The sequence below is a fragment of the Telluria antibiotica genome (assembly GCF_011682055.1).
In the GTDB taxonomy this organism is placed as follows: domain Bacteria; phylum Pseudomonadota; class Gammaproteobacteria; order Burkholderiales; family Burkholderiaceae_D; genus Telluria; species Telluria antibiotica.
This window is the reverse complement of sequence record NZ_JAAQOM010000026.1, coordinates 26,251-50,677: the sequence shown is the minus strand read 5'-3', so window position 1 is coordinate 50,677 and position 24,427 is coordinate 26,251. Positions and strand designations below refer to the sequence as shown.

Below are 24,427 nucleotides of genomic sequence, written 5' to 3'. Positions count from 1 at the left end.
AATTTTGGTACTGTTTGGCGCTCACTCGGCGCGCAAAGGTGACAATGTGGTAGGATTCCAACAAGATACTAAAGTTTTACGTGTCGTTGGTCCGTCCGACGTCCATTCGTCCTTACATTGTCATGAATATGTTCGAGCTGGCCGGCGGCTTCACGCTGGACAAGTCGCAAGGCGCGGCGCAGCAAGTCTACGATTATCTGCGCTCGGCAATCGTCAAGCTGAAGCTCAAGCCTGGGATGGACCTGGACCGGGCTGAGCTCGCCCGCCACTTCGGCTTGTCCGTCACGCCCGTTCGAGATGCGTTGCTGAAACTGGAGGAAGACGAGCTGGTCGATATCTTTCCCCAGCATGGCACGCGGGTGCGTGCCGTCGATCTCGAATCGGCCCGGAACGCGCACTTCCTCCGCCTGACCCTCGAGCTCGAAATCGCACGCACGCTTGCCCAGCACAGCGACGACGGTCTCGTCGAAGAATTGCAGGGTTTCGTCGGCCGGCAGCGGGCATGCCTGGAACGAGACGACATGGATGCCTTCGCGCAGGCCGATCAGGCATTCCACGAGTGCATGTACGTCGCCGCCCGCGCGGAACAGTTGTGGCGCTTCATGCGCGGCAAGAGCGGCAACATGGATCGTCTCAGGCGGCTGCACCTGCTGCAGACCGGCAAGGCGGAATCCGTTGTGCAGGAACATGCGGACATCGCGGCTGCGATCGCGCGGAGCGATCCGGAAGGGGCGGAAGTCGGCGTGCGTCGGCACCTGAGCGGCACGCTGTCGGAACTGGTGGCCTTGCGCGAGCGCTATCCAGATTACCTGGTCGGTCATGTGGAGGCGGTCCGGACATGACACAGCTGTTCAGACCTGGCAGTTTTCGGCTGGACCGGATGCGTAACGCGTCGGCCCAAGTTTTCGAGCATTTGCGTGAACGCATCATTTCCTTTGATCTGAAGCCTGGTGTGCAACTGCAGAGGGATGAACTGGCGATCTATTTTGACCTGTCGTCGACGCCCATACGTGACGCGCTGACGCGCCTGGGCGAGGAGGGACTCGTTGACATCGTCCCGAAACAGATTACGACCGTGCGCGCGATCGACGTCGAATCTGCTCGGCAGGCGCATCTCCTGAGGCTGTCGCTGGAGCTGGAAATCGTTCACCTGCTGGCGCAAGCGCCCAGCCGGACGCTCGTTACCACGCTGGAAAATATCGTGTCCCAACAGGCGCTGGCCTTGTCCCACGGCGACTTTGCCACGTTCGCGCAGGCCGACCAGACATTCCACCGCCAAATGTTCATCGCGGCCCAGGCCGAAACCCTGTGGCACTGGATGCGTGGGCAGAGCGGTCAACTGGACCGGCTGCGCCGGCTGCACTTGCCGATCAAGAACAAGGCGGCGACCGTCCTATCGGACCATGGAAGTATCGTGGCGGCAATCGGCGCGCGCGACGCTCAGGGGGCACAGCGCAACGTCCGCAAACACCTTTCGGGTACGCTGGCCCAACTCGATACCATTCGCACCGATTATCCGGACTACTTCTTGGCGTAACGACAGGCCGACATATCGCCGCTCGCGGTCATCCGGTTGTCGTAAAATATTAGTGCGTTATAAAACTATCTCCGGTAGCACAACGGCGCCATCCGAGATAACGCATTAGTGCATTAGATATTTTTCCGTGCAACCTTCTCTCGACCAAGAAAACGGACGACCATGACATCTTTTACCGCCGCCAGTACCCCCGTCATCACTTCGATGCGGGTCATTCCCGTCGCCGGGCGCGACAGCATGCTGCTCAACCTGTGCGGGGCGCATGCACCGTTCTTCACGCGCAACCTGGTTTTGTTGACGGATAACGCCGGACACGTCGGCATCGGCGAAGTGCCGGGTGGCGAAGGTATATTGAAAGCGCTTGAGCGTGCCATTTCCCTTGTCGTCGGCACGGAACTCGGGCGCTGGCAGCGCACCTTGAACGCCGTGCGCGCGGCCTGCGGCGGCCGGTGCGGCGCACCGCAACACCAGGTCACCAACGCGGCCGAGGAATCGGTGCTGCGCCAGCCGCACGAAATCAACCTGCGTCTCGAAAACGTCATCGCGGCCGTCGAGGCGGCGCTTCTCGACCTGTTCGGCCAATACCTGGGCGTACCCGTCTGCGAACTCCTGGGCAATGGCCGCCAGCGCGACAGCGTCCCGATGCTTGCCTATCTGTTCTATGTGGGCGACGCCGCCAGGACGGATTTGCCCTACGATGCAGGGACGGGCGACGACTGGTATGGGCTGCGTGACCGCGAGGCGCTGACGCCGCAGGCGATCGCCTGCCTCGCGGATGCCGCCGTCGACCGCTACGGCTTCCGTGATTTCAAACTGAAGGGTGGGGTGATGGCGCCGGAACAGGAAGTGGAGGCCGCGGCCGCCATCAAGCGGCATCACCCGAACGGCAACGTGACGGTCGACCCGAACGGCGCCTGGTCGCTGGCGCAAGCCGTGGCCGCCTGCAAGGGCCAGGGCCATGTGCTCGCGTACGCGGAAGACCCATGCGGGCCGGAGCAAGGCTATTCCGGACGCGAGATCATTGCCGAATTCAGGCGTGCCACAGGTATCCGCACGGCCACGAACATGGTTGCCACCGACTGGCGCCAGATGGCCCACTCGTACCTGCTGGGCGCCGTCGACATCCCGCTGGCCGACCCGCACTTCTGGACCATGCAGGGCTCCGTGCGTCTCGCCCAGCTGTGTCACGACTGGGGCCTGACCTGGGGCTCGCACTCCAATAACCACTTCGATGTGTCGCTGGCCATGTTCACGCATTGCGCGGCAGCGGCGCCAGGTGACATCACGGCGATCGACACGCACTGGATCTGGCAGGAAGGCCGGGCGCGCCTGACGACGGAACCGCCGCGGATCGTCCGCGGCAAAGTGGCCGTATCGGACCGGCCGGGATTGGGTGTCGAGCCGGACATGGCCGAGATCGCGGCGGCCCATGCGCTGTACAAGAAGGTCGCGGCCGGCGCGCGCGACGATGCGATGGCGATGCGCTACCTCGTACCGGGCTGGACCTACGACCCGAAAATGCCGAGTCTGGCACGCGGCTGAAGTCAAACAAAGCGATATAGAAAACCCATGAAAATGTATAGATGAAGTCGTAATGTATTAGTGTATTCTCGTTGTGCGTAACGACACGCCCAGCCGGATGACCACTATGTTTTTCATCTCAACCTTTTCTGTTTCACGCACCGTTCGACGTGTCGGGGCGATGGTGGCCGCATTGCTGGTTTCCAGCGGCACGCCTGATGCGACCGTGCAAGTTCGCCTGCCCGACGCAGAGCGCGCCTCGACGGCACCGCGCGAGCACGTGAGGCTGGACACCGACTGGCGGTTTCACCAGGGCAACCCCGCCGACGCGGGCAATGCCCTGGCCTATGGGGCGCGCGGCGGCGTGGCTCGGACGCAAAGCCAGCCGGAGAAATGGTCGCCCCGCGGGCCGGACGTGGCCGTGGCGAAGGGCGGCCTGAAGGAGTGGATCCTGCCGGCGGCGAATCCGTTCATCAAGGATTCCGGCAGGCGCCATGCGCGACCCGGCGGTCATCGGCGAGGCGCCATCTCTCTTGTGCGTCCCGATTTCGATGATAGCGGCTGGCGCCGCGTCGATCTGCCGTACGATTGGGCCATCGAAGGACCGTTCCTGTGGGAGGGAGCCCACAGCAATATCGGCCGCCTGAAGAGCCGGGCACCCGTCTGGTATCGCAAGGCTATCGTCCTGCCGGAGACCGATGCCGGCAAGTCGCTGTTCCTCGACGTGGATGGCGCCATGTCTTACGCTACCGTCTGGCTGAACGGCAAGCGTGTCGGTGGCTGGCTGTACGGCTATACCTCGTGGCGCCTAATTCTGGCACCGTACGCCGTGCCCGGCGAGACCAACACCATCGTCATCCGGCTCGACAATCCCGCCGATTCCTCGCGTTGGTACACGAGCGGGGGCATCTACCGCCACGTCTGGCTTACGAAGACAGCGCCGGTCCACGTCGCCCAATGGGGCACCTATGTACACACACCCGTCGTGTCGGCGGAAAAGGCGTGGGTCGACATCGACGTCACGCTGGACAACGGGTCGCGCGCGGACGCGGCCGTGCGGGTTTCCACCGACATCTACGCACTCGACGACGGCGCGCGCACGGGCCTTCCGGTCGCCCTCATTGCGCAAGCCCTGGCGGCAGTTGCTGCCGGCGGTTCCATTGTCGTGCACGGCAAGGCCGTCGTCGCGAATCCTCGTCTGTGGGGACCGGCACCGGAACAGCAGCCGCACCGCTACCTGGCCATCACGACCGTGACCGGCGGCCGCGAGGTCATCGACCGCTACGAGACGCGCTTCGGGCTGCGTGCGCTCCGCTTCGATCCCGACAAGGGCTCTTCGTGAACGGCATCCCTCTACACCTGCGCGGCGTCAACTTGCACCTTGACTTGGGTGCGCTGGGCGCGGCCTTCAACTACCGCGCCGCGGAGCGTCCGCTGGAAACGATGCGGGACATGGGCGTCAATGCCGTGCGCTTTTCCCATAATCCTCCCGCACCCGAGATGCTGGAGCTGTGCGACCGCATGGGTATCCTCGCCGTCGACGAGATCTTCGATACTTGGGAAGCGAAAAAGACGAACCAGGGTTTGCAACTGCAGTTCCCCGACTGGCACGAAGCGGACCTGCGCGCCACGATCCGGCGCGACCGCAACCATCCGTCCGTGCTGATGTGGAGTGTCGGCAAGGGGGTGCAGGAGCAGCGCACGGCGCGCGGCGTCGAGCTGGCCAGGGAACTGGTCGGCATCGCGCACGACACACCCGTCCACGTGTTTTCGTCCGGCGACGAGGCCGAACTGTTCGTCAACGGTAAATCGCAGGGCAGGATCGCGAAGCTGACGGAACGGTCCCCGTACGAATACCGGTTCCGCAGGGACGAAATGAAATACGAGCCCGGCGAGGTTGCCGTCGTGGTCTACAAGGATAAGCGGGAGTGGGCGCGCGACGTCGTGCGCACCGAAGGGCCGCCCGCGCGGCTGGCGGCGAGCGTGGACCGGGCGCATATCCGGGCGGGGCGCGATGACCTGGCTTTCGTTACAGTGCGGATCGCCGACGCGAGCGGCGCGACGGCTCTCCGCGCAGGCAACCGGGGCCGCTTCCGCGTCGCCGGTCCTGGTGAGATCGTGGCGACCGACAACGGCGACCAGACGGAGATGGAACCGTTTCGGACCATGGAGAAACGTGCGTTCAATGGCCTCGTGCTGGCGATCGTGCGTGCGAAGCCCGGAAAAACAGGCCACATCGTCGTGTACGCGGAGGCGGACGGGCTGGCCCCGGATGCCGTCGATATCGCCATTGCCCAACAATAGGAAAGGAACTTTATGCGTAACACACTCGCAATCGGACTGGCGTTGATCCTGTCCATTCTCGATGCCGCCACCGTCCAGGCCGCGGAACCCAAGCCGGTCCGCTTCATCCTCGTCGGAGATTCCACCATGGCGAGAACGAGCGGCTATGGCAACGCGTTCTGCGAACGGGTGATCGTCGCCGACACCTGCCTTAACCTGGCGCGTGCCGGGCGCAGTTCCGCCAGTTTTCGCGGGGAAGGGCGTTGGGATGAAGTCCAGGGATTGCTGCGCGGCGCCGCCGCCTATCGCGCGACGTACGTGCTGATCCAGTTCGGCCATAACGACCAGCCCGGCAAGCCGGGGCACAGCACGGACCTTGCGTCGGAATTCCCCGCGAACATGATGCGCTACGCCCGCGACGTCAGGGCGCTGGGCGGTGTGCCTGTCCTCGTGACGCCATTAACGCGTCGCAATTTCGTTGATGGTGTACTCGACAACAACCTGCGCCCGTGGGCCGACGCGGCGCTGAAGGTGGGGCGGCAGGAACACGTGGCGGTGCTTGACCTGAACGCCGACAGCTACACGGCCGTCCAGGCCATGGGACAGGACGAGGCGGATACGCTGGCTGTCGAACCGCGTCCGGCAGGCTGGGTCGGGCCGGCCGTGCTTCCCGGCTCACCCGGCTACGGTCTTGCCACGCCGGAAAATGTCCGGCAGCCGTCCGCGCTCCGGACCGCGTTCGACCGCACCCATCTCGGGCGCAAGGGCTCGGCGTTTTTCTCGCGCATGGTCGAAACTGAATTAAACAAGGCATTGCCGGAATTAAGGGCAGAGTTTTCTCCGGAAATCGCTCAATAAATTGTCGCGCGCAGGATTTGCGCACTTTTTCGATCATGAATCCGGAGTCGCCGTATTCCGATGATTCAGGAATCGATCGTCGGTAACTGATGCCGCTGGCGATATTTGGCCACCGAGTAAATTTCATTGCACATTTTTCTAATATATTAGTGCGCCAGTTTGATCTTGCATCATCGAGACGATAAGACAATAAGTATCAAAAAAATTAATAAATTGTTGACCACCTCAGGAGGAGAGAAAGAGCATGAAAAACAGATATAAAAATACGGCCCGAAGCCTGAACCCGGCGCAAGGTAATGTATTGCTACTTACCGTGTTGGCGGGCCTCGTGTCGAGCGCGTATGCGCAAAACAATCCGGACCAAGACGGCAAACCAGTGACGCCGACCGTCACCGTAAGCGGTTTTCGCAGTTCGTTGGCCTTGTCCGCCAATGAAAAGCGCGACAATGTCGGCCTGTCCGACACCGTATTCTCGGAGGACATGGGAAAGTTTCCTGATCCAAACATCGCCGATGCGCTGGCGCGCGTTCCTGGCGTGAATGTCAGGCGCTCGGAGGTTGACGGCGAGGGGATGAATATTTCCATTCGCGGCATGGGCCCGGCCTTTACCCGCGTGCTGCTCAACGGGGCCCCGATCACGTCGGCATCAGGGAGTAACTCGGGCGGCGGGATCAGTGCCAACCGCGAAGTCGACATGGACTTCCTGCCTTCGGAGCTGTTCCGTAGTGCCACAGTTTACAAGAGCCAGCAGGCCAGCCTAATCGAAGGCGGTCTGGCCGGCACAGTCAACATGCGCACTGTGCGTCCTTTTGACAAAAGCGGCTTCCGCTCGGCGCTTACTCTTAGCGGCAACTTCCGCGAAAACGATGGCAAGTGGGGCTCGACCGGTTCGGGCCTGATCAGCAATACCTGGACCAGTCCGACATGGGGCAAATTCGGCATCCTGGGTGGCGTTGCGTTTGGTGACAGCAAATTCAAGACCGATACTTTCCAATCGGTCGAAATGCGCAATTTCCAGCTGAAGCCCTTCCAGACCAATGCCGCCGACAAGCCCAACAGCACCGGCGGCGGCAGCCAGTCGACGCCGGACGTCGTTCCGGCCGGACTGGCGCTGAACGACCTGCCAGCCTACGCCCGCTCGATCCTGGTGCCCGGCAAGCAAATCGACCGCGCCATGTTGCTGGCGCTGAATCCAGGTGCTACCATTCAGCAACTCGATAACGCCCTGATGGGGCGCCTTGGCCGCCACCAGGTCTACCAGGGAGAGCGCAAGCGCGTTGGTGAAGTCATCAGTATGCAGTGGCAGCCCAACGACCGGCTCGATGTCTATCTGGATCTGCTGGGAGCCAATAAGCGCAGCACGATGACCACCGAAGGGATGAACGTCGGCACACGCGCCAATACCCCCATCCCGATCGGCTTCGAGTTCGACCGCAGCGATTGCACCATTGGGTGCGTCGTGACCAAAGGTGTGCTGGCCAACACCTTCTGGTCGCTGGAATTCCGCCCGATGGACGAAAAGACCTCCTTCCGCAGCATCAACCCGGGGTTCCAGTTTCGTCCAAACGACAGCTGGACCATCGACGGCAGCGTGAACGCTACCAGCAGTCGCTTCTACCGCGACATGCCTAGCGTGCTGCTGGCAACGAAATCGCCCAGTTCGGTCATTACCTACGATAACAGCAGGCCGGGACAATCGCCCACCTTCACCGGTAACCTGGACAATAACGATCCCTCCAATTTCGGCTGGTACCAGGCGGGGCAGAACCTGTCGGGCCTGCGCATGGATAACTTCGACCGTACGACCCGGAGCAAGGGCACGCGCCTGGATGTCAACTGGGGCGACGACGCGTTCAGCATCAAGGTGGGCGGCGCCTGGGACGACATGGAGCGCCGCTACCGCAGCTACGGTGTCCCGGACGCCTGGATGAACGTCGCGTGCGGCAACAACGTCAACGTGCGCTTCCTCTACCCCAATACCCAGATCCGCTCGCCAGGCTGCGACGGCCGCTATGCGCCGGGCCCCGTTACCGACGCCGCAACCGCATATCCGGGCTACGGCACCGGCTCGACCGCCGGAGCGACTGCCCCGCTGGTCTATCAAGGCTCGGCGGTGACCAATGCCCAGGTGCCGAACTACGCCCATGCGAGCGACCACGGCTTCATCACGCTCGACTGGCCGAAGTTCGCCAATGACACGGATTACCAATACTTCCTTGATAATATCAACCGGGGCTTTGGCAACGGCAGCGGCGGCTACATCCGTGAAGCCGTCGGCGCGCTGTACACCGAGCTGAACGGCCGTAGCCAGGTCTTCGGCCGTACTCTGCGGTATAACGCCGGGGTCCGCTATGTCAAAACCGAGCAGACCATCGGTATATTGAACGCGGCAGCCGATCCGCGCAATGCCACCTTGACGAATGGCGGCCTGTACGACAGTGTGGCGCAGTGGTCCTACGAGAGTACCAAGTATCACAACGTCTTGCCATCGTTCACCGTGGCTTACAACTTGACGCCGTCGTTGATCGCGCGCGCCTCGGGCTCGAAATCGATGACGCGTGCCAATCCGGGCGACTTGCGCCAGACCTCCCTGTACATCGGCGATCAGGGGGCGCGCCAGGGTAGCGTGACCAACCCCAAGCTCAAGCCTTATGAAGCAAATAACCTTGATCTGGCTCTCGAGTACTACCTGTCACGCGAAGCCTTTGTATCCCTGAGCGGGTTCGCCAAGGACATCATCGATCGTCCCGGGCAGCGCATCCGGCTGTACACCCTGGCCGACCTGGATGCGCTCTACGGTACTTTCATCCTGAGCCCCGCCCAGCAGCAGGCGGTGGACGCCAGCGGCGGGCGCGACAAGCACCTGGTCGAGATCACCGAGCCATACAACATCGACAGCAAGCTGAAGGTGCGCGGCCTCGAAGCGACCTGGCAGCAACCACTGGACATGTTGCCGGTAAAAGGGTTCGGTTTTACGGCCAACTTTACCTATGCGAAACAGACGGATGAGGCGCCCAATGCCCCGCCGGTCGCCGGAGTGCCGCCACGCACCAACAATCTTACCGTCTACTATGAGCGCAACGGCATCAACGTGCGGGTAGCGCGTTCGTACACGGCGACGTACGTGTCCAGCACCAGTACGGGCCTGAACGCGCCGGGCGGCGCCTATGCCTACACCAAGGCACGCGCCCAGGTCGATGCCTCGGTCGGCCTCAATCTAAAGCGCATGTTCGGTTTCCGTTATGACACAGACCTGACGTTCAGCGTGTGGAACGCCACCAATGCGATTAGCCAGTCCTACACGCAGTTCAGCAACGCGATTTTCGACGAGTACAGGCCTGGCGCCAGCTACACGCTGTCGCTGCGCACTACATTCTGATCCATCGCGGCAGTTGCAGAGCCTGGCAGGCGGGTCCTGCCGGGCTCATTGCATTATTTATTCAATTGCGCAGTCGTGTATTGGCTGTTCAATTTCGTCTGTTCTGAAACTGGGCTGAGATACCCCCGCAGGATTTTGAAGCCGCCTGAATTCCGAAAGATATATATTTACGCTTGCTCGTCTGTGTATTTAATATTGGTCCAACATTTCCCTATGACGGAGTGGGAAAAGCGCGGATTCAAAATCCGAGTTCAATGAAAAAACACGTTGCAACTGGGTGACGGACTAAAACATTGGAAATAAATTTATGTAGCATTGGCACTACTGAACCGGTCGCGGTAGGAGACGGCGCCAGCAGTCTTGTGGCCGTTGGCGTGCCGAAGCAGTCGAACAAATTCACCGTGTACAACGAGCGCAACGGCATCATGGCACGCCTGTCGCATACGTTCTCGGGCGCGCTGCAATCCGGTCCGTTCAACGAAAACGGCATTACGCAGGCCGCGGTCTATCGGGAAAAGTACAAGCAGGTCGATTTCTCGTCCAGCTTCGACCTCGACAGCATCTTCGACCGCGACGGCTGGCCGACGGCGACGTTCAACGTTGCAAACGCGAACAACGCCAAGCAGACCTATTACTTCCAGTACGCGAATGCCACCGAACAGACATACAGCGGCGGCCGTACGTACTCGCTGGGCGTGCACATGAAGTTCTGAGCGGCGCTCAGCGTGTCTTGTGAAGTGCGCTGCGGCTTCACCAGGCATCTCTGCCGGCCGCGTCGGACCAGCGGTCGCGCAGACTCCTGACATGCGTTTCCGGCACGTCTGGAGCCGATATGGTCTCCTTGCGGGTCACGTAGAGACCCGTCTTCAGCCCGCCCTCGTCAGACAGGGCGGGTTTTTTTTTGTTTTTCAAAGGGATGGGGCAGGCCGCTACCGCCTCCGCCAGAATGGACTCGCGCCGATTCCGGCGGGCGAGGGGGCGCAACCTGACCGCGTGCTTTCAAGTCAGCCTGATGGCACGCGAGTGATGAGGCTGCTTGGGTTTATTCGTGGGTTTATTGAGGGGATTTAACGGGCTCATCCGGAGCGAAGGAGGGCGCCCTCCCTAGGGAGCGGTCCCCTGGGCTCCCGTGCACCCCCCAGCTTGTAAGGTTCATAGCCTATGGGGGGCGAATCGCCCTTTCCGCGAAGATTTAGTGCATGATTGAAAAAAAGCCGACTTCCTGAAGTCGGCTTTTTCTTCGACGGTGGGGGAACTCACGTGGTGCAAAGTGTGGTGCAGAGCTAACTCCTTGATTCTTAAGAGCCAAAACGGCCTGCAAAGCTGTTCAGGACACGCTCGAACGACATCGAAACCACATATTGTTGATATCATATTAATTCTCTCTGCGCCCTGTGCGCTCTGCGGCGCGTGCGGCTATCCACGCCAGAACTTCGCTGTAGAGCCAAGCTGATGCCTTTTTCGAGAGCTTGACTTGGGCGGGGAAGTTTCCGCTTTGGATGTTTGCGTAGAGAGAGCTACGGGACAAACCACAGATATGAAGAACTTCATCTATTCTGGTACGACGTTCAACGACCGCTAACTCGGTTTCCATTGGTGGCTCCGTTGACGGGAAATGGTGTAACAACAACTTTTGTTATCTACATGTTAATAGGTGAAATCTATTCTGGTTTGATAAAATGCGTGTGATAACACCTCAAATTTTGAGGCTGCTTTAACTTTGTGCGGCAAGGAGCTCTGATGAGCCGCCACTGATGGGGTACCGGACGTTTTAGGGTATGAGACAGGGTAAGGGAAGAGCTCAGCAGGACAAATACTAGTGCTCATGCGGGTTGCGAGGGCAAATAGGAATCCCACCGCCTCCGCCAGGACAATTGTTAGAGAGAAATCTTTAACATTCATGAGACCCGCTAGCTCTGAGAGCTGCGGGTTTTTTGTCTTTGTGGCGTCCTGATTTAACATCAATACGAATTCTGCAACGGGATTTGTATCGGTCGACGTGCAGTTCGGCGCGGACGCCTACCGCTTCGACGATCACCGCGACATGGCACGCATCGCCCCGAGTCTCCCCATGGCCGTTGGCTTCGCAAGCGGCGCGGCCGAGGCGCACTGCATCTGATCCGCGAAGCGCTCGACCCCACCCGCGTTCCTGGATGGGGGCGGGGTCGACGACCTGGACGCGCTGAAACGGCTCCTGGAGCAGGCGCCAAACGGAGAATGGATCAAGAAGGGCAACAACGTCGAGCACCCGACATGCTTGTCGTTCGTGCTCGGCCACGCGCCGGAGTAAGCATTCGATCGCAAGTCAGCAGTTCCGTGTCTGGCCGGCCTGAAAGTGCAGCCCGCCACCGCCGCGCATGCGCGGCCATTGCCTGATCGGGGCGATCGCTAGAGATCGAGCACCAGGCACTCACCGCGCGCGCGCGAGCAGCAGGGCGTGAAGCAGTCATTCGCGGCGCGCGCTTCCGGTGTGAGGCAGTGGTCGCGGTGATCGGGTTCTCCTTCGAGCACCCCGGTGACGCAGCTGCCGCACAAGCCTTGGCCGCAGGAGGAGGGAATGACGATGCCGGCATCGGCCAGGGCGGCGAGGGCGCTGCGATCGGCCGGGACGTCGACCAGGCGGCCGCTGCTGGCGAGGCGCAGCGTGAATGGGCGGCCGCGCGCCACGTCGTCGGCCGGGCTGAAACGCTCCGTGTGCACGCATTCGGCTGGCCAGCCGAGCCGCTCGGCTTCGGTCAGCACCGCTTGCGTCAGCCCCGCCGGTCCGCACACGTACAGATGGGCGCCTTCCTGGCGCGTGGCCAGCAAGGCGCCAAGGTCCAGCGTTCGCCCATCCTCTTTGCAGTACAAATGGACTTCGCCCAGGTGCGCCATACGCTCCTGGAAGGCTGCGTGCGCGCGGCTGCGGCAGGCGTAGTGCAGCTCGAAGCGCTCGCCGCGCGCGGCCAACGCATCGGCCATCGCCAGGATCGGGGTGATGCCGATGCCGCCCGCCACCAGGACGCTGTGGCGCGCGTGCGGCGCCAGCGCAAACTGGTTGCGCGGCATGCCGATCCTGACCAGGCTGCCGGTTCGCAGCGTCTCGTGCATTGCCTGCGAACCGCCGCGCGAAGGCTGGCAACGCAGCACGGCGATGGCGTAGCGGCGCCGGTCGCGCGCATCGCCGCACAAGGAATACTGGCGCACCAGGCCGGGCGCGATGAACACGTCCACATGCGCGCCGGCTGTCCACGGCGGCAGGCGCAATCCGAGCGGGTGGGTGAATTCGAACGCCACGATCCCGTCGGCCACCGGATACGTGCGGCGCAGCCGCAGCGTCAAGGCGCCGCGCCGCCGCGCCATGAAGCTGCCCAGGCCCGACCAGGCCAACACCGGCACCGTCAGCATGGCCAGGAACAGCACGACCTGCTGCGCGATGCCGCCGGCCAGGCCGTAGTGCAGGGATAGGGCCCAGCCATAGGCGCGATGCCCGATGCCGGTGGCGGCGTAAGGTGTGTACCCGATACGCTCGCCGCTGGCGGCGTCCAGCCGCAGCAGGCCGGAGGCGTAGGGATGGGGGGCATCGTTCGCGGTGACGTCGATGTCGATCGGTGCGCCGGCACGGCGCGGCATGCGCAATTGCAGCTGCTGCCAGGGGATGCCCGCCAGGCGCAACGAGGCCTGGTCCAGGGCCGCGCCATCGACTGCGACGGCAGGTCCGACGGCCGGCGCGGGCAGTGCCTGCGGCAGGCCGCTCAGTGCCGCGACCAGGAGCACCGGCGCGACCCAGGGGCCGAGCCGGCGATGCAGGGCGAGGCGGCGGGCGCCCGCGGCCAGGCCGGCGCGGCGCCGTGGGGAAGGCCTCCAGGCCAGCAGGCCGGCCAGCGCCAGCACCAGCGCGGCGGTGGCGACGCTGGCGGCGACGACGGCGCCGATCGGCCCGGTGCCGAAGGTGTGAATCCACTCGAGCGTGCCGAACGGCCCGCCGTAGGCGTGCTGGATCCCGAGCACGCGGCCGCTACATGCATCGACGTAGACCCAGCGCCCATCGCTGAATTTGATGCGCACGCTGGTGCCGGGCGCGCGCAGCATGCGGATCGCGCTGAGTGTCCCGGCGCCGGGGTTGGCGGCGCGGGCCGCGCCGACCAGCGTCGACAGCGGCCGGGCAGCGCTGCAGGTAGGTGCGCTCCACAGCCTGGCGCTGACGCTCGGTTCGAGTTGGGGACGGAAGACCATGGCGGCGCCGCTCAGCGCAACGACGAGCAGCAGCAATCCCGCGCCCAGGCCGAGCCAGCGGTGCACGGAGACGATCAGGGAAGGAACGCCGGCGGCGGCTGCGCGCCGGCGGATGGGCGGCGCATCGCGCCGCGTCGTCGTGTGGTTCATGGGATAGTGCGGATAGGATGGGTGATTGCATTACATCACAGTCGGCGGCCGCCTTTGTATCGTTTGGCGGCGATCGATGCGGAGAAATGGCCGTTGCCCTAGCCGCTAACCGAGCAATCGGCCCAGCCGCACCACCGTCGTCCCGGGACGCAGTTGACGCAGCGACGGCATGACCAGCACGCAGTCCGGATAAGGGGTGCGCACTGCGCGCCCTTCGCTCCATGCGATCACGGTGCCGGCGTCGGCGAACGTTTCGAGGCCGGTGTAGGGCGCGGCAAAACGGAAGTCCATGCTTTCGGCGACCACCGCGTCCGTCACACGCACCACGCGTGGCTGCGCATCGTGCGGCTTGAGCCAGCGGTCGGGCAGGTCGGCCAAGTCGACGATCCCGAACATGAGCAGCCAGCGCGCGCAGCAGTTGCGCGCCACGTCGACCGCGCCCGCCTCCCAGTGCTGGCCGCATTCGATCAGCAGCGCATTGCGTTCGCTCTCGCCGGCGCCGAAATCGCCGTAGTCGCGTAGGCGCCGTCCTTCGGCGTGGCCGGCGTCGCTGACGATGGTGGCGGGCGTGCCGAAGCGCCGCGCCAGATCGATGCCCTTGGCGAGCGCCCCGCACACGCTCAATGGCGCGCTGCGTTCGTGCATCGAGTGCAGGTCGAGCAGGAAGTCGACCGTATCGATCAGCGGACGCAGTGCTCGGGCGCGGCGCAGTTCGGAGGAATTGCGCGACAAGTCGTCCAGGATGGCGGGCGACCAGACGCGGTTGAAGTCCTGGTCGACGAAGCGCGAGGCGTCCGGCCTGGCGGGATCGAAGGTCAGATAGGCCGCCACGTTGGCAAAGGCCAGGGTCAGGCGGCCGCGGCTCGGCCTGATGCCCAGGTCGAGCAACTCCTTCACCGCGACCGCGCCGCACACCTCATTGCCATGGGTGAGGGCGTTGATCATGACGTGCGGCCCGGGCAGTCCGCTGTCGAAGGTGAACACGTAGGGAATCCCGGTATTGCCCTTGGCGTAAGGACGGATGTCCGGGAAGTCGATCTCGATCGGGTAGGTTTCCGGTGCGTTGTCGGTCATCTGCATCTCCTTGGCCGTCATGCCGCGCCGCCCTGGCACAGGTACTTGGTCTGCATGTAGTCGTCCAGGCCGTGGCGCGAGCCCTCGCGCCCATAGCCGGATTCCTTGACGCCGCCGAACGGCGCCGCTTCCGAGGCCAGCACGCCTTCGTTGATGCCGACCAGGCCGGACTGCAGCCGCTCGCCCACGCGCCATGCGCGCGCGATGTCGCGGGTATAGAAATACGTGGCCAGGCCGAACGGCGTGCCGTTGGCGAGGCGCACTACCTCGTCCTCGTCGCGGAAGCGGAACAGGGGCGCCACCGGGCCGAAGGTTTCCTCGCCCGCAAGTTTCATCTCGGGCGTGGCGTCGCCCAGCACCGTGGGCGCGTAATAATTCGGGCCGTCCGCGATCTCGTTGCGTACGCGCTCGCCGCCGACCAGTGCACACGCGCCATGTGCGATCGCATCGCGCACGTGGCTGTCGATCTTGTCCACGGCGCGCGCATTGATCATCGGGCCGATCTGCGAATCTTCACGCGTGGCGGGGCCGACCCGCAGCGCCCCCACGCGCGCGACCAGCTTTTGCGCGAATCGATCGTAGACCGCATCCTGCACGTAGATGCGGTTGGGCGAGACGCAAGTCTGCCCGCCGTTGCGGAACTTTGCCGCCATCAAGCCATTGACCGCGGCGTCCAGGTCGGCGTCGTCGAACACGATGAAAGGCGCGTTGCCGCCCAGTTCCAGCGACAGCCTTTTGAGCGTGGCGGCCGATTCGCGCGCCAGGTACTTGCCGACCGCGGTCGAACCGGTGAACGTGAGCTTGCGCACGCGCGAATCGGCCAGCCAGGCGCCGACCACTTCCTGCACCGATTCACGCGACGAGGTCACGATGTTCAGTACGCCGCGCGGCACGCCGGCTTCCTCGGCCAGCTTGACCAGCGCCAGCGCGGTCACGGGCGTATCTTCTGCCGGCTTGGCCACCACGGTGCAGCCGGCGGCCAAGGCCGGCGCGATCTTGCGGGCGATCATCGCCAGCGGGAAGTTCCACGGCGTGATCGCTGCCACCACGCCCACGCCTTCTTTCACGACCATCAGCTTGCGGCCACGCACCTGCTCGGGAATGATGTCGCCGTAGGTGCGCACGGCTTCTTCGGCGAACCATTCGACGTACGAAGCGCCGTAGGCGACTTCGGCGCGCCCTTCGGCCAGCGGCTTGCCCTGTTCGCGAGAAATGATCCTGGCCAGGTCTTCCGTATTGGCGACGATCAGCGCGTGCCAGCGTTTGAGGATGCGCGCGCGGTCGCGCGCGGGCACGGTGCGCCAGCTTTCGAACGCATTGTGCGCAGCGACCGTGGCGCGACGGGCATCCTCGGGGGTGCTGTCCGGGACGCTGGCGAAGGCGGCGCCGGTGGCCGGATCGGTGACGTCGTAGCGGCGCGCGTCGATGCTGTCGCACCATTCGCCATCGATGAAGTTCTGTTGCTTGAGCAGGTCGTTGCAGGTCAGTGTCAGGCTCATGATCGGAATTCCTGGTTAGATGAAATCGCGGGCCGGAACCGCAGCGCGCTCCACCGCCGCGGCGATGGCCTTGCCCATGTCCGTGGTCGAAGCGGCGCCGCCCAGGTCCGGCGTGCGCGGACCGTCCGCCAATACCTGTTCGATGGCGGCGAGGATCGCGTCGTGCGCCTGGCGGCCCACGGTGCCGCTCTGATCGATGAAGTCGAGCATCATGGCGCCGGACCAGATCATCCCGATGGGGTTGGCGATGTTCTTGCCGTAGATGTCTGGCGCCGAGCCGTGTACCGGTTCGAACAGCGACGGGAAGCTGCGTTCCGGGTTCAGGTTGGCCGACGGCGCCAGGCCCAGGGTGCCGGTGCAGGCGGGGCCGAGGTCGGACAGGATGTCGCCGAACAGGTTGGTTGCCGCGACCACGTCGAAGCGTTGCGGCTGCAGCACGAAGCGGGCCGAGAGGATGTCGATGTGCTGCTTGTCCCAGCGTACGTCCGGATAATCCGCCGCGATGGCCGCCGCGCGGCCGTCCCACCACGGCATGCTGACCGCGATGCCGTTGCTCTTGGTGGCTACCGTCAGGTGCTTGCGCTCGCGCTTGCGGGCGAGTTCGAACGCGAATTTCAACAAACGGTCGGCGCCATGGCGCGAGAACACCGATTGCTGCATGACGACTTCACGCTCGGTCCCTTCGTACATCACGCCGCCCACCGAGCTGTATTCGCCTTCGGTGTTTTCGCGCACGATCATGAAGTCGATGTCGCCCGGCTTGCGGTTGGCCAGCGGGCAGGCCACGCCTTCGAACAGGCGCGCCGGGCGCAGGTTGATGTACTGGTCGAATTCACGGCGGAATTTCAGGATCGAGCCCCACAGCGAGACATGGTCGGGCACCGCGTCCGGCCAGCCGACGGCGCCGAAATAGATCGCATCCACGCCGGCCAGCTGTGCTTTCCAGTCGTCCGGCATCATCTTGCCGTGGGTCGCGTAGTAGTCGCAGCTGGACCATTCGATGTGCTTGTAATGGAGTGCGATGCCGAAGCGCCTGGCGGCGGCGTCGAGCACGCGCAAGCCTTCCGGCATGACTTCCTTGCCGATGCCGTCTCCGGCGATGACAGCGATATTGAATGAGTGCTTGGCCATAAGGATCCGTTTTTGCAGGTCAAATAATGGGCTGGGCGGGGTTTGCCCGGCGGTGGATGATGATTCGATCTTAGTGCCAGTCCCGAGATCGAAGTATCCATAGAGCGGGGCACCGCCGGCACAAACAATGTTTTTTAGCGCGGCTTCGGCATGTTCTGCGGCGTGCGCAGGCGGGGAGGGAAAAGCGCAGGAAGGGCGGCCAGGCCGGCCGCCCTTCGGCGTGGCGAGCCGCTTACTCGTGGGACGAGAACAGCTTCTCGATCGGATAGTGGGTCTTGACGAACGGCGACTTGATGACGATGTAGCTGAAGTACTTTTCGATGCTGGCGCTGCGTTCCAGTACTTCTTCCATGATGGTCTGGTAATGCCCGACGCTGCGCGTGACGAATTTGAGCAGGTAGTCGAAGCCGCCGCTGACCAGGTGGCATTCGACCACCTCGTCGATCTTGCGGATGGCGGTCTCGAACTTCACGAAATCCTCGCGCCGGTGGTCCGACAGCGTCACCTGGGTGAACACGACTTGCATCGTGCCGAGTTTTTCCATCTGGATCAGGGCGCCGTAGCCGGTGATGTACCCGGCCTTTTCCAGCCGCTTGACCCGGATCAGGCAAGGGCTGGGGGACAGGCCGACCGCATCGGCGAGGTCGACGTTGGTGATGCGGCCGTTGGCCTGCAGGTGGCCGAGTATACGAACATCAATACGGTCGAGTTTTAGCGCTTCCGGCATCATCGTGCGTCGCTACTCCTGAGAGTTTCGCAATAGTTAAGCAGCATGCTAACAGGCGCGGTGCCAGCAGTAAATAAGTAGTTCCGACAAGCGCACCGCGGTGTCGCGTCGCCGCCTATTTGACGGACCGGCGCACGTCCGGCTCGTCCAGCACCTCGTCCAGGGTTTTCTTCAGGCGCGCGAACAGGAGTTCGAACTCGCTGGCGGTGTAGCACAGTGCCGGCGCGAAGCCGAGGATGTTGTCGCCGAACGCGCGGAAGATGACGCGGTTGCGGTAGGCCGCGGCGGCGATGCGCTCGCTGAGCTTGAGCGCCGGGTCGAAGCGCGTCTTCGCGCCCTTGTCCGCCACCAGTTCCAGTGCCCCCAGCAAGCCGCGGTTGCGCGCCTCGCCCACCAGAGGATGGGACAGCATCTCGCGCAAGCCCGCCTCGAAATGGGGCGTTTGCGCCACACCGTTGGCCAGCAGGCCGCCTTCCTCGTACAGGCGCAGCACTTCCAGGGCCACTGCGGCGCTGACCGGGTGCGCGGAATAGGTGTGGCCATGCCCGACCGGCATGCCCGGCGCGCCGTCGGCAATGGCGCAATACACCGCGTCCGACATCAGCACGGCGCCCATCGGCGCATAGCCCGCCGTCAGGCCCTTGGCGATCGTCATCAGGTCCGGTTGCACGTCTTCCGCTTCGCACGCGAACAGCGGACCGGTGCGGCCGAATCCGGTGATGACCTCGTCCACCACGAACAGGATGTCCAGTTCGCGGCAGGCTTCGCGCATGGCCTTGAGCCAGCCCTTGGGCGGCACGATCACGCCGCCCGAGCCTTGCACCGGCTCGCAGAAGAACGCCGCCACGTTGTCCGCCCCCAGCGCCGCGACCTTGGCGCGCAGGGCCGCCACCGACGCGCCGATGATGGCCTGCGGGTCCTGTCCAGCTTCGTTGCGGTAGGGGTAGGGCGACGGGATCTTGTGCTGGTGCGGCAGCGGCAGGTCGAAATTCTGATGGAAAGCCGCGATGGCGGTCAGGCCCGATCCCTGCGACGACGAGCCGTGGTAGCCGCGTTCCAGTGAAATGAAATGCTTCTTTTGCGGGCGGCCGGTCGAATTGAAGTAATACGTGATGAAACGGATCGCCGCGTCGACCGCGTCCGAGCCGCCCAGCGTGAAATACACGTGGCGCAGCGATGCCGGCGCCAGTTCTACCAGGCGCGCCGCCAAACGGATGGCGGGCTCCGACGCGAAGTGGAAATAGCTGGTCGCGTAGGGAAGCTGGCGCATCTGTTCGGTCGCTGCGCGCACGACGCTTTCCTGGCCGTAGCCGACGTTGACGCACCACAGGCCGGAAAACGCGTCCAGCAGCTCGTTGCCCTGGGCATCGTTCAGGTAGACGCCATGGCCGGACACGAGGATCGTGGCGCCGCGCTGCTCATGGCTGCGGTAGTTCACGACTGGATGGATGAGGTGGGCGCGGTCCAGCGAGGCCAGTTCGGTAAGTTCGGTGTTGTGCATGATGGGTCCGGTTTCGGGGCGAATGATCTTCGCTTATGGTAGCCAGACCCTGGCAGCGTTAGCTTGCGGAAAGGGTATGCCAAATCAACGGAAATTGCGTTTTGCGGAGGGATTCGGCATTTTCTGCGTCGTCGGCGTCAAGCCTGTCAGCACAAGGCCTGGTTGATGATCGCAAATTGCGTGATGTCGGCATCGCGGCGCGGCTCGCCGTTGCGGGCCATGATCACCGCGGTGTCGACCCGCGCCAGGCCGGCCTGTTCCAGCCACGGACCGAGGCCGGTGGCGTCGTCGATGTCGATGCGGACGAAGGTGCCCGCGTAGGCGTCCGACCAGTGCGCCACCAGCGCCTTGGCGCCCTCCGCGTCGGGCGCCACCAGCGGGCCGATCACGCGGCCGCGCCCGAACTGGCGCATGATGGAAAACCCGACCGGCGCGCCGTCGCGCTCGAGCACCGACACTTCGGCGATGCCGGCCAGTTCGCGCACCAGCGCATCGCGCGCCATGCCGGTGGCGCGGTTGGCCAGGGCGACGATCGCCGGCAGGTCTTGCGGCGCGGCCGGGCGCACGCGCGCGCCGCCGGCGGGCACGACCGCGGGGATGGCCGCCATGCTGCCCTGGTGCTGGCACAGCGTGCCGAGCGGCACGAAGCCCATCCGTTCGTACAGGGGCTGGCCGGCCGCGGTTGCGTTGAGCAGGATGCAGCGGTCGCCGAGATCTTCCAGCACCCGTCGCATCAGTTCGCGGCCGATGCCCTTGCCGTGCCGCTCGGGCGAGACGATGATCATGCCGAGCGAAGCATGGTGGTCGCCCTGCTTCCAGCTCAACCCGGTGCCGATCACGGCGCCGTCCTGCTCGGCGACCCATCCCGAACCCACGCGCAGCACGAACTGCCAGTCCTCGGCGCGGTGCGGCCAGCGCACCGCCTGCGACAGCGCATGGGCGGCGGCGATGTCACCGTCGTCCATGCGGCGGCAGGTGATGGCGGCAAGATTGGTTTCGGTGAGCATGTCGGTCTCCTGTCGGATGATGGGGATGATGGGGATGATGGCGGCGGCGGGCGGGCGCGGCCCGCCGTCGCTTGCGTGCCGCGTCAGCCCAGGGATTGGCTGAGCAGGGCGAAGCGCGTCATGGATGGGTCGGGACGTGGCGCCTCGCCGCGCACCAGTATCGGTACGGTCGCTTCCACCTGCACCAGGCCCATGTCCGTCAGCCAGGAACTCAAGCCGCTGGCATCAGGGACGTCGAGGCGGACGAACGAACCGGCGCGCGAACCGGCCCAGTGGGCGATCAGCGCCTTGGCGCGCTCGGCGTCGGGCGCGATCACCGGGCCGATCACATGGCCAAGCCCATACTTGCGCAGCGCCGCGTAGCCGATCAACTCGCCGTAGCGGTCGATCGCGACCAGGCTCGCGACCTCCATCAGGTGCTTGAGCGAGACGGTGCTCGACCTGCCGAGCGCGCGCCGCGACAGGTCGGCGAGCACGGCTTCGTCGCGCGGGCCGACGGGACGGATCCGCTCGCCCTCGCCCAGCAGCACGAACGGCGTGCGGAATACGCTGCCCTGGTGCTGGTGCACGCAGCCGATCTGGAAGAAACCGAAGCTTTCGCAAAATGCGAGGTGATTGCGGGTGGCGTGGAGCAGTACGTTGCGCTCGCCCGTTTCGCGCAGGATGCGCGTCACCATCCCGCGGCCGATGCCGGCCTTCTGGCGCTCGGGGGCGACGATCACCATGCCCACCGACGCATAGTCCCGGCCATACAGCCAGAACATCGCCGTGCCGATTACGCCGGTCTCGTCTTCGGCGACGATGCCTTCGCCCATGCCATGGACGAACTTCCAGTCCTCGAGCCGGTGTGGCCACAGCACCGACAGCGACAACTTGTGCGCTGCGGGCAAGTCGTCGGCCGTCATGCGGCGGTACCGGATGGCGCTATCGGTCGTGCGATCTTTCATGCGATTTGCTCCCGCTTGGCTCTTCAGTGACGAGAATATTGCCACACCCGGATGGCGCTGGCGATGGGGTCATGAAAATCCAAACATTCGACCACGGGCAGCGGCAAAACCATGGTTTGTGCCGGCCGGCGGGATCGCAACCGCACAAAATGCTTTGGGCGCAACCCTATAATCGTTCCATACAGTCGGGTCGCCCGCGGCGGTCGAGCGGCCCTGTTCGCACGAGAGAAAGGGATAGTGAATGGAAGGCTTCGATCCGAATCAGGTCGACGTGCGCACGGCGCACTTTATCCATGGGCGCTTGGTGGAGGAGGGCGTCGGCGAGGTGCCGGTCGAGCGGCCCTCCGACGGCCAGGTCTACGCCGCGCTGCCGGTGGCCGGCGCCGACCTGGTCGACCGGGCCGTGCAGGATGCGTCGCAGGCATTCAAGGCCAGCGACTGGAGCCGCTGCGCGCCGCGCGAACGGGCGCGCATCCTGCGCCGCTGGGCCGACATGATCGAGGCCGACGTGCAGACGCTGGCGCGCCTGGAGGCGGTCGGCTCGACCCGCCCGGTCAAGGATGCGGCCGCCTGGGACGTGCCTTTCACCGCCGACGGCATCCGCTTCTTCGCCGAGTGGGCCGACAAGATCGGCGGCGATGTCGCGGCAACCCGCAGCGACAACCTCGGCATGACGATCGCCGAGCCCTACGGCGTGGTCGGCGCCATCGCGCCCTGGAACCTGCCGCTGGTGATGGCTTCCTGGAAGGTGGCACCGGCGCTGGCCGCCGGCAACGCGGTGGTATTGAAACCGTCCGAGCTCACGCCGTTCAGCGTGCTGCGCCTGGCGGAACTGGCGGTCGCCGCCGGCGTGCCGAAGGGGATCTTCAATATCGTACAGGGCGACGGCCGCACCACCGGCGACGCCTTGTGCCGCCATCCGCAGGTGGCCAAGATGACGTTCACCGGTTCGACCCGTACCGGCGCCGCGATCATGGCGGCATGCGCGGAGAGCGGCACCAAGCCGGTGACGCTGGAACTGGGCGGCAAGAGCCCGCAAATCGTGTTCGCCGACGCGCCCGACCTGGAAAAGACCGTGCGCACGGTGGCGCGCGCGATCACGCTGAATGCCGGCCAGGTGTGCGTGGCCGGTTCGCGCCTGATCGTGCAGCGCTCCATCGCCGAGCGCTTCATCGAGCGCCTCGCCGCCGTGTTCGCCGAGCTCCAGGCCGGACCCACCTGGGACAGCGGCGCGTCGCTGAGCCCGATCATCAACCGGCGCGAAATGCAGCGCATCGACGGCATCGTGCAGCGCGGGGTGGCGGCCGGCGCGGAGATCGTGGCGGGCGGCCGCGCCATCCCGGTCGTCGGCGCTGGCGCCTATTACCAGCCGACCATCCTGACCCGGGTCGACAGCGCGATGGACGCGGTGAAGAACGAAATCTTCGGCCCGGTCATCACCGTGCAGGTGTTCGACGATGAGGACCAGGCCCTGGCCCTGGCCGACCACCCGGACTACGGCCTCGCGGCCGGCATCCATACGGCCGATATCGGCCGCGCCATGCGTCTGGCGCGCGGCATCGAGGCCGGGACGGTGTGGATCAACCGCTACGGGCGCAGTTCCGACTACGTCATTCCCACCGGCGGCTACAAGCGCTCCGGCATCGGCAAGGATCTGGGCCGCCAGGCCTTCGAGGCGAACCTGCATTTCAAGAGCGTCCTGGTGGATTTCGCAGCCTGAGCGAGGGGCTGATGAAAGCGCGGCAAGATATGCTGCTGCAGTGGAAAAATACCATGCATTCTGTGTTTTGACCGCGCCAATACAAGACATTCGCCGAGACCGGCAATGGTTAAATCGTAGGCAGACGGCAGCGTCCCTGGACGTGCTGTCGGACCCGGATTGAGCCATCGACTAAAGGAACCATCAACGTGATTAGGCACCTGCGGCCCAAATACATTTCCTTCGACTGCTACGGCACGCTGATCAATTTCCGCATGTCCGACGTGGCGCGCGAACTCTTCGCCGGCCGCATCGCACCCGAACAGATGCATCGGTTCACCCGCGATTTCGCCGCCTATCGCCTCGACGAAGTCATGGGCGACTGGAAGCCGTACGACGAGATCCTGTGCAACGCCGTGCGGCGCACGTGCAAGCGCTGGGGGATCGAATACCGCGACGACGAAGGCATGACGTTCTACGACGCCGTGCCGACATGGGGCCCGCACGCGGACGTGCCGGCCGCACTGGCCAGGCTGGCCAAGGAATACCAGCTGGTGATCCTGTCGAACGCCATGGACGAACAGCTACCGTACAACGTCGAAAAACTGGGCGCACCCTTCCACCGTGTCTACACGGCGCAGCAGGCCGGCGCCTACAAGCCCCGCCTGCAGGCTTTCGAATACATGCTCGACCAGCTGGGCTGCAGCCCGGACGACGTGCTGCACGTGTCGTCGAGCCCGCGCTACGACCTGATGTCCGCGCATGACATGGGGATCAAGAACAAGGTCTTCGTCAACCGCGGCCACGAACCGGGCACGCCGGGCTACGACTACCACGAAATCAAGGACCTGAGCGGCCTGCCGGCCCTGGTCGGCCTGTAAGACGATGACCAACATGGG

The 24,427-nt window shown here is 64.3% G+C and carries 19 protein-coding genes; 10 read left to right on the top strand and 9 right to left on the bottom strand.

Features of this window, described 5'->3' with window-relative positions:
• Positions 1–122: 122 nt before the first annotated feature.
• The 8 genes from HAV22_RS29220 to HAV22_RS29190 all read left to right on the top strand — a co-directional run bounded on the left by HAV22_RS29220 (position 123) and on the right by HAV22_RS29190 (position 10,291).
• Positions 123–842 carry a GntR family transcriptional regulator gene (locus tag HAV22_RS29220; RefSeq protein ID WP_166864849.1) on the top strand — a complete coding sequence of 240 codons (720 nt, stop codon included), beginning with the start codon at positions 123–125 and terminating at the stop codon, positions 840–842.
• A complete protein-coding gene (locus tag HAV22_RS29215; protein WP_166864847.1) occupies positions 839–1,537 on the top strand; it encodes a GntR family transcriptional regulator in 699 nt (232 codons plus the stop codon). Before HAV22_RS29220 ends, HAV22_RS29215 begins: the two co-directional genes overlap by 4 nt.
• Positions 1,538–1,699: 162 nt before the next feature.
• Complete coding sequence (locus HAV22_RS29210) at positions 1,700–3,079, top strand: enolase C-terminal domain-like protein (RefSeq protein WP_208296427.1); 1,380 nt, start codon at positions 1,700–1,702, stop codon at positions 3,077–3,079.
• A gap of 205 nt (positions 3,080–3,284) precedes the next feature.
• Positions 3,285–4,400, top strand: a complete 1,116-nt coding sequence (locus HAV22_RS30945; RefSeq protein WP_208296426.1) for a sugar-binding domain-containing protein — start codon at positions 3,285–3,287, stop codon at positions 4,398–4,400.
• 32 nt (positions 4,401–4,432) lie between these two features.
• Complete coding sequence (locus HAV22_RS30940) at positions 4,433–5,362, top strand: glycoside hydrolase family 2 TIM barrel-domain containing protein (RefSeq protein WP_229421497.1); 930 nt, start codon at positions 4,433–4,435, stop codon at positions 5,360–5,362.
• Positions 5,363–5,374: 12 nt separating this feature from the next.
• Positions 5,375–6,199, top strand: coding sequence for a GDSL-type esterase/lipase family protein (locus HAV22_RS29200; RefSeq protein WP_166864845.1), 825 nt, complete (start codon positions 5,375–5,377; stop codon positions 6,197–6,199).
• 244 nt (positions 6,200–6,443) lie between these two features.
• Entirely contained in the window at positions 6,444–9,578 is a 3,135-nt protein-coding gene (locus HAV22_RS29195) for a TonB-dependent receptor (protein WP_166864842.1), read from the top strand.
• A 374-nt stretch (positions 9,579–9,952) separates the two neighbouring features.
• Positions 9,953–10,291 (top strand): hypothetical protein, encoded by a 339-nt coding sequence (locus HAV22_RS29190; RefSeq protein ID WP_166864840.1) that lies wholly within the window; start codon positions 9,953–9,955, stop codon positions 10,289–10,291.
• A gap of 662 nt (positions 10,292–10,953) precedes the next feature.
• Here HAV22_RS29190 and HAV22_RS29185 read toward each other — a convergent pair.
• The 9 genes from HAV22_RS29185 to HAV22_RS29145 all read right to left on the bottom strand — a co-directional run bounded on the left by HAV22_RS29185 (position 10,954) and on the right by HAV22_RS29145 (position 21,829).
• Positions 10,954–11,172 carry a helix-turn-helix transcriptional regulator gene (locus tag HAV22_RS29185; RefSeq protein WP_166864837.1) on the bottom strand — a complete coding sequence of 73 codons (219 nt, stop codon included), beginning with the start codon at positions 11,170–11,172 and terminating at the stop codon, positions 10,954–10,956.
• Positions 11,173–11,966: 794 nt separating this feature from the next.
• Positions 11,967–13,943, bottom strand: a complete 1,977-nt coding sequence (locus tag HAV22_RS29180; RefSeq protein ID WP_166864835.1) for a PepSY domain-containing protein — start codon at positions 13,941–13,943, stop codon at positions 11,967–11,969.
• A gap of 105 nt (positions 13,944–14,048) precedes the next feature.
• Positions 14,049–15,017, bottom strand: a complete 969-nt coding sequence (locus HAV22_RS29175) for a M14 family metallopeptidase (RefSeq protein ID WP_166864832.1) — start codon at positions 15,015–15,017, stop codon at positions 14,049–14,051.
• A gap of 17 nt (positions 15,018–15,034) precedes the next feature.
• Positions 15,035–16,516: an NAD-dependent succinate-semialdehyde dehydrogenase gene (locus tag HAV22_RS29170; protein WP_166864830.1), complete on the bottom strand. Its 1,482-nt coding sequence runs from the start codon at positions 16,514–16,516 to the stop codon at positions 15,035–15,037.
• Positions 16,517–16,531: 15 nt separating this feature from the next.
• A complete protein-coding gene (locus HAV22_RS29165) occupies positions 16,532–17,647 on the bottom strand; it encodes a tartrate dehydrogenase (protein WP_166864827.1) in 1,116 nt (371 codons plus the stop codon).
• Between the two features lie 232 nt (positions 17,648–17,879).
• Entirely contained in the window at positions 17,880–18,374 is a 495-nt protein-coding gene (locus tag HAV22_RS29160; RefSeq protein WP_371869777.1) for an Lrp/AsnC family transcriptional regulator, read from the bottom strand.
• Between the two features lie 115 nt (positions 18,375–18,489).
• A complete protein-coding gene (locus tag HAV22_RS29155; protein ID WP_166864822.1) occupies positions 18,490–19,875 on the bottom strand; it encodes an aspartate aminotransferase family protein in 1,386 nt (461 codons plus the stop codon).
• A gap of 146 nt (positions 19,876–20,021) precedes the next feature.
• Positions 20,022–20,882, bottom strand: coding sequence for a GNAT family N-acetyltransferase (locus HAV22_RS29150; RefSeq protein WP_166864819.1), 861 nt, complete (start codon positions 20,880–20,882; stop codon positions 20,022–20,024).
• Between the two features lie 83 nt (positions 20,883–20,965).
• Entirely contained in the window at positions 20,966–21,829 is an 864-nt protein-coding gene (locus tag HAV22_RS29145; protein WP_229421496.1) for a GNAT family N-acetyltransferase, read from the bottom strand.
• Between the two features lie 241 nt (positions 21,830–22,070).
• Between HAV22_RS29145 and HAV22_RS29140 the strand changes: the two genes are divergently transcribed.
• Positions 22,071–23,549, top strand: coding sequence for an aldehyde dehydrogenase family protein (locus HAV22_RS29140; protein WP_166864816.1), 1,479 nt, complete (start codon positions 22,071–22,073; stop codon positions 23,547–23,549).
• Positions 23,550–23,740: 191 nt separating this feature from the next.
• Positions 23,741–24,409, top strand: coding sequence for a haloacid dehalogenase type II (locus HAV22_RS29135; RefSeq protein ID WP_166864883.1), 669 nt, complete (start codon positions 23,741–23,743; stop codon positions 24,407–24,409).
• The last annotated feature ends 18 nt before the right edge of the window (positions 24,410–24,427 follow it).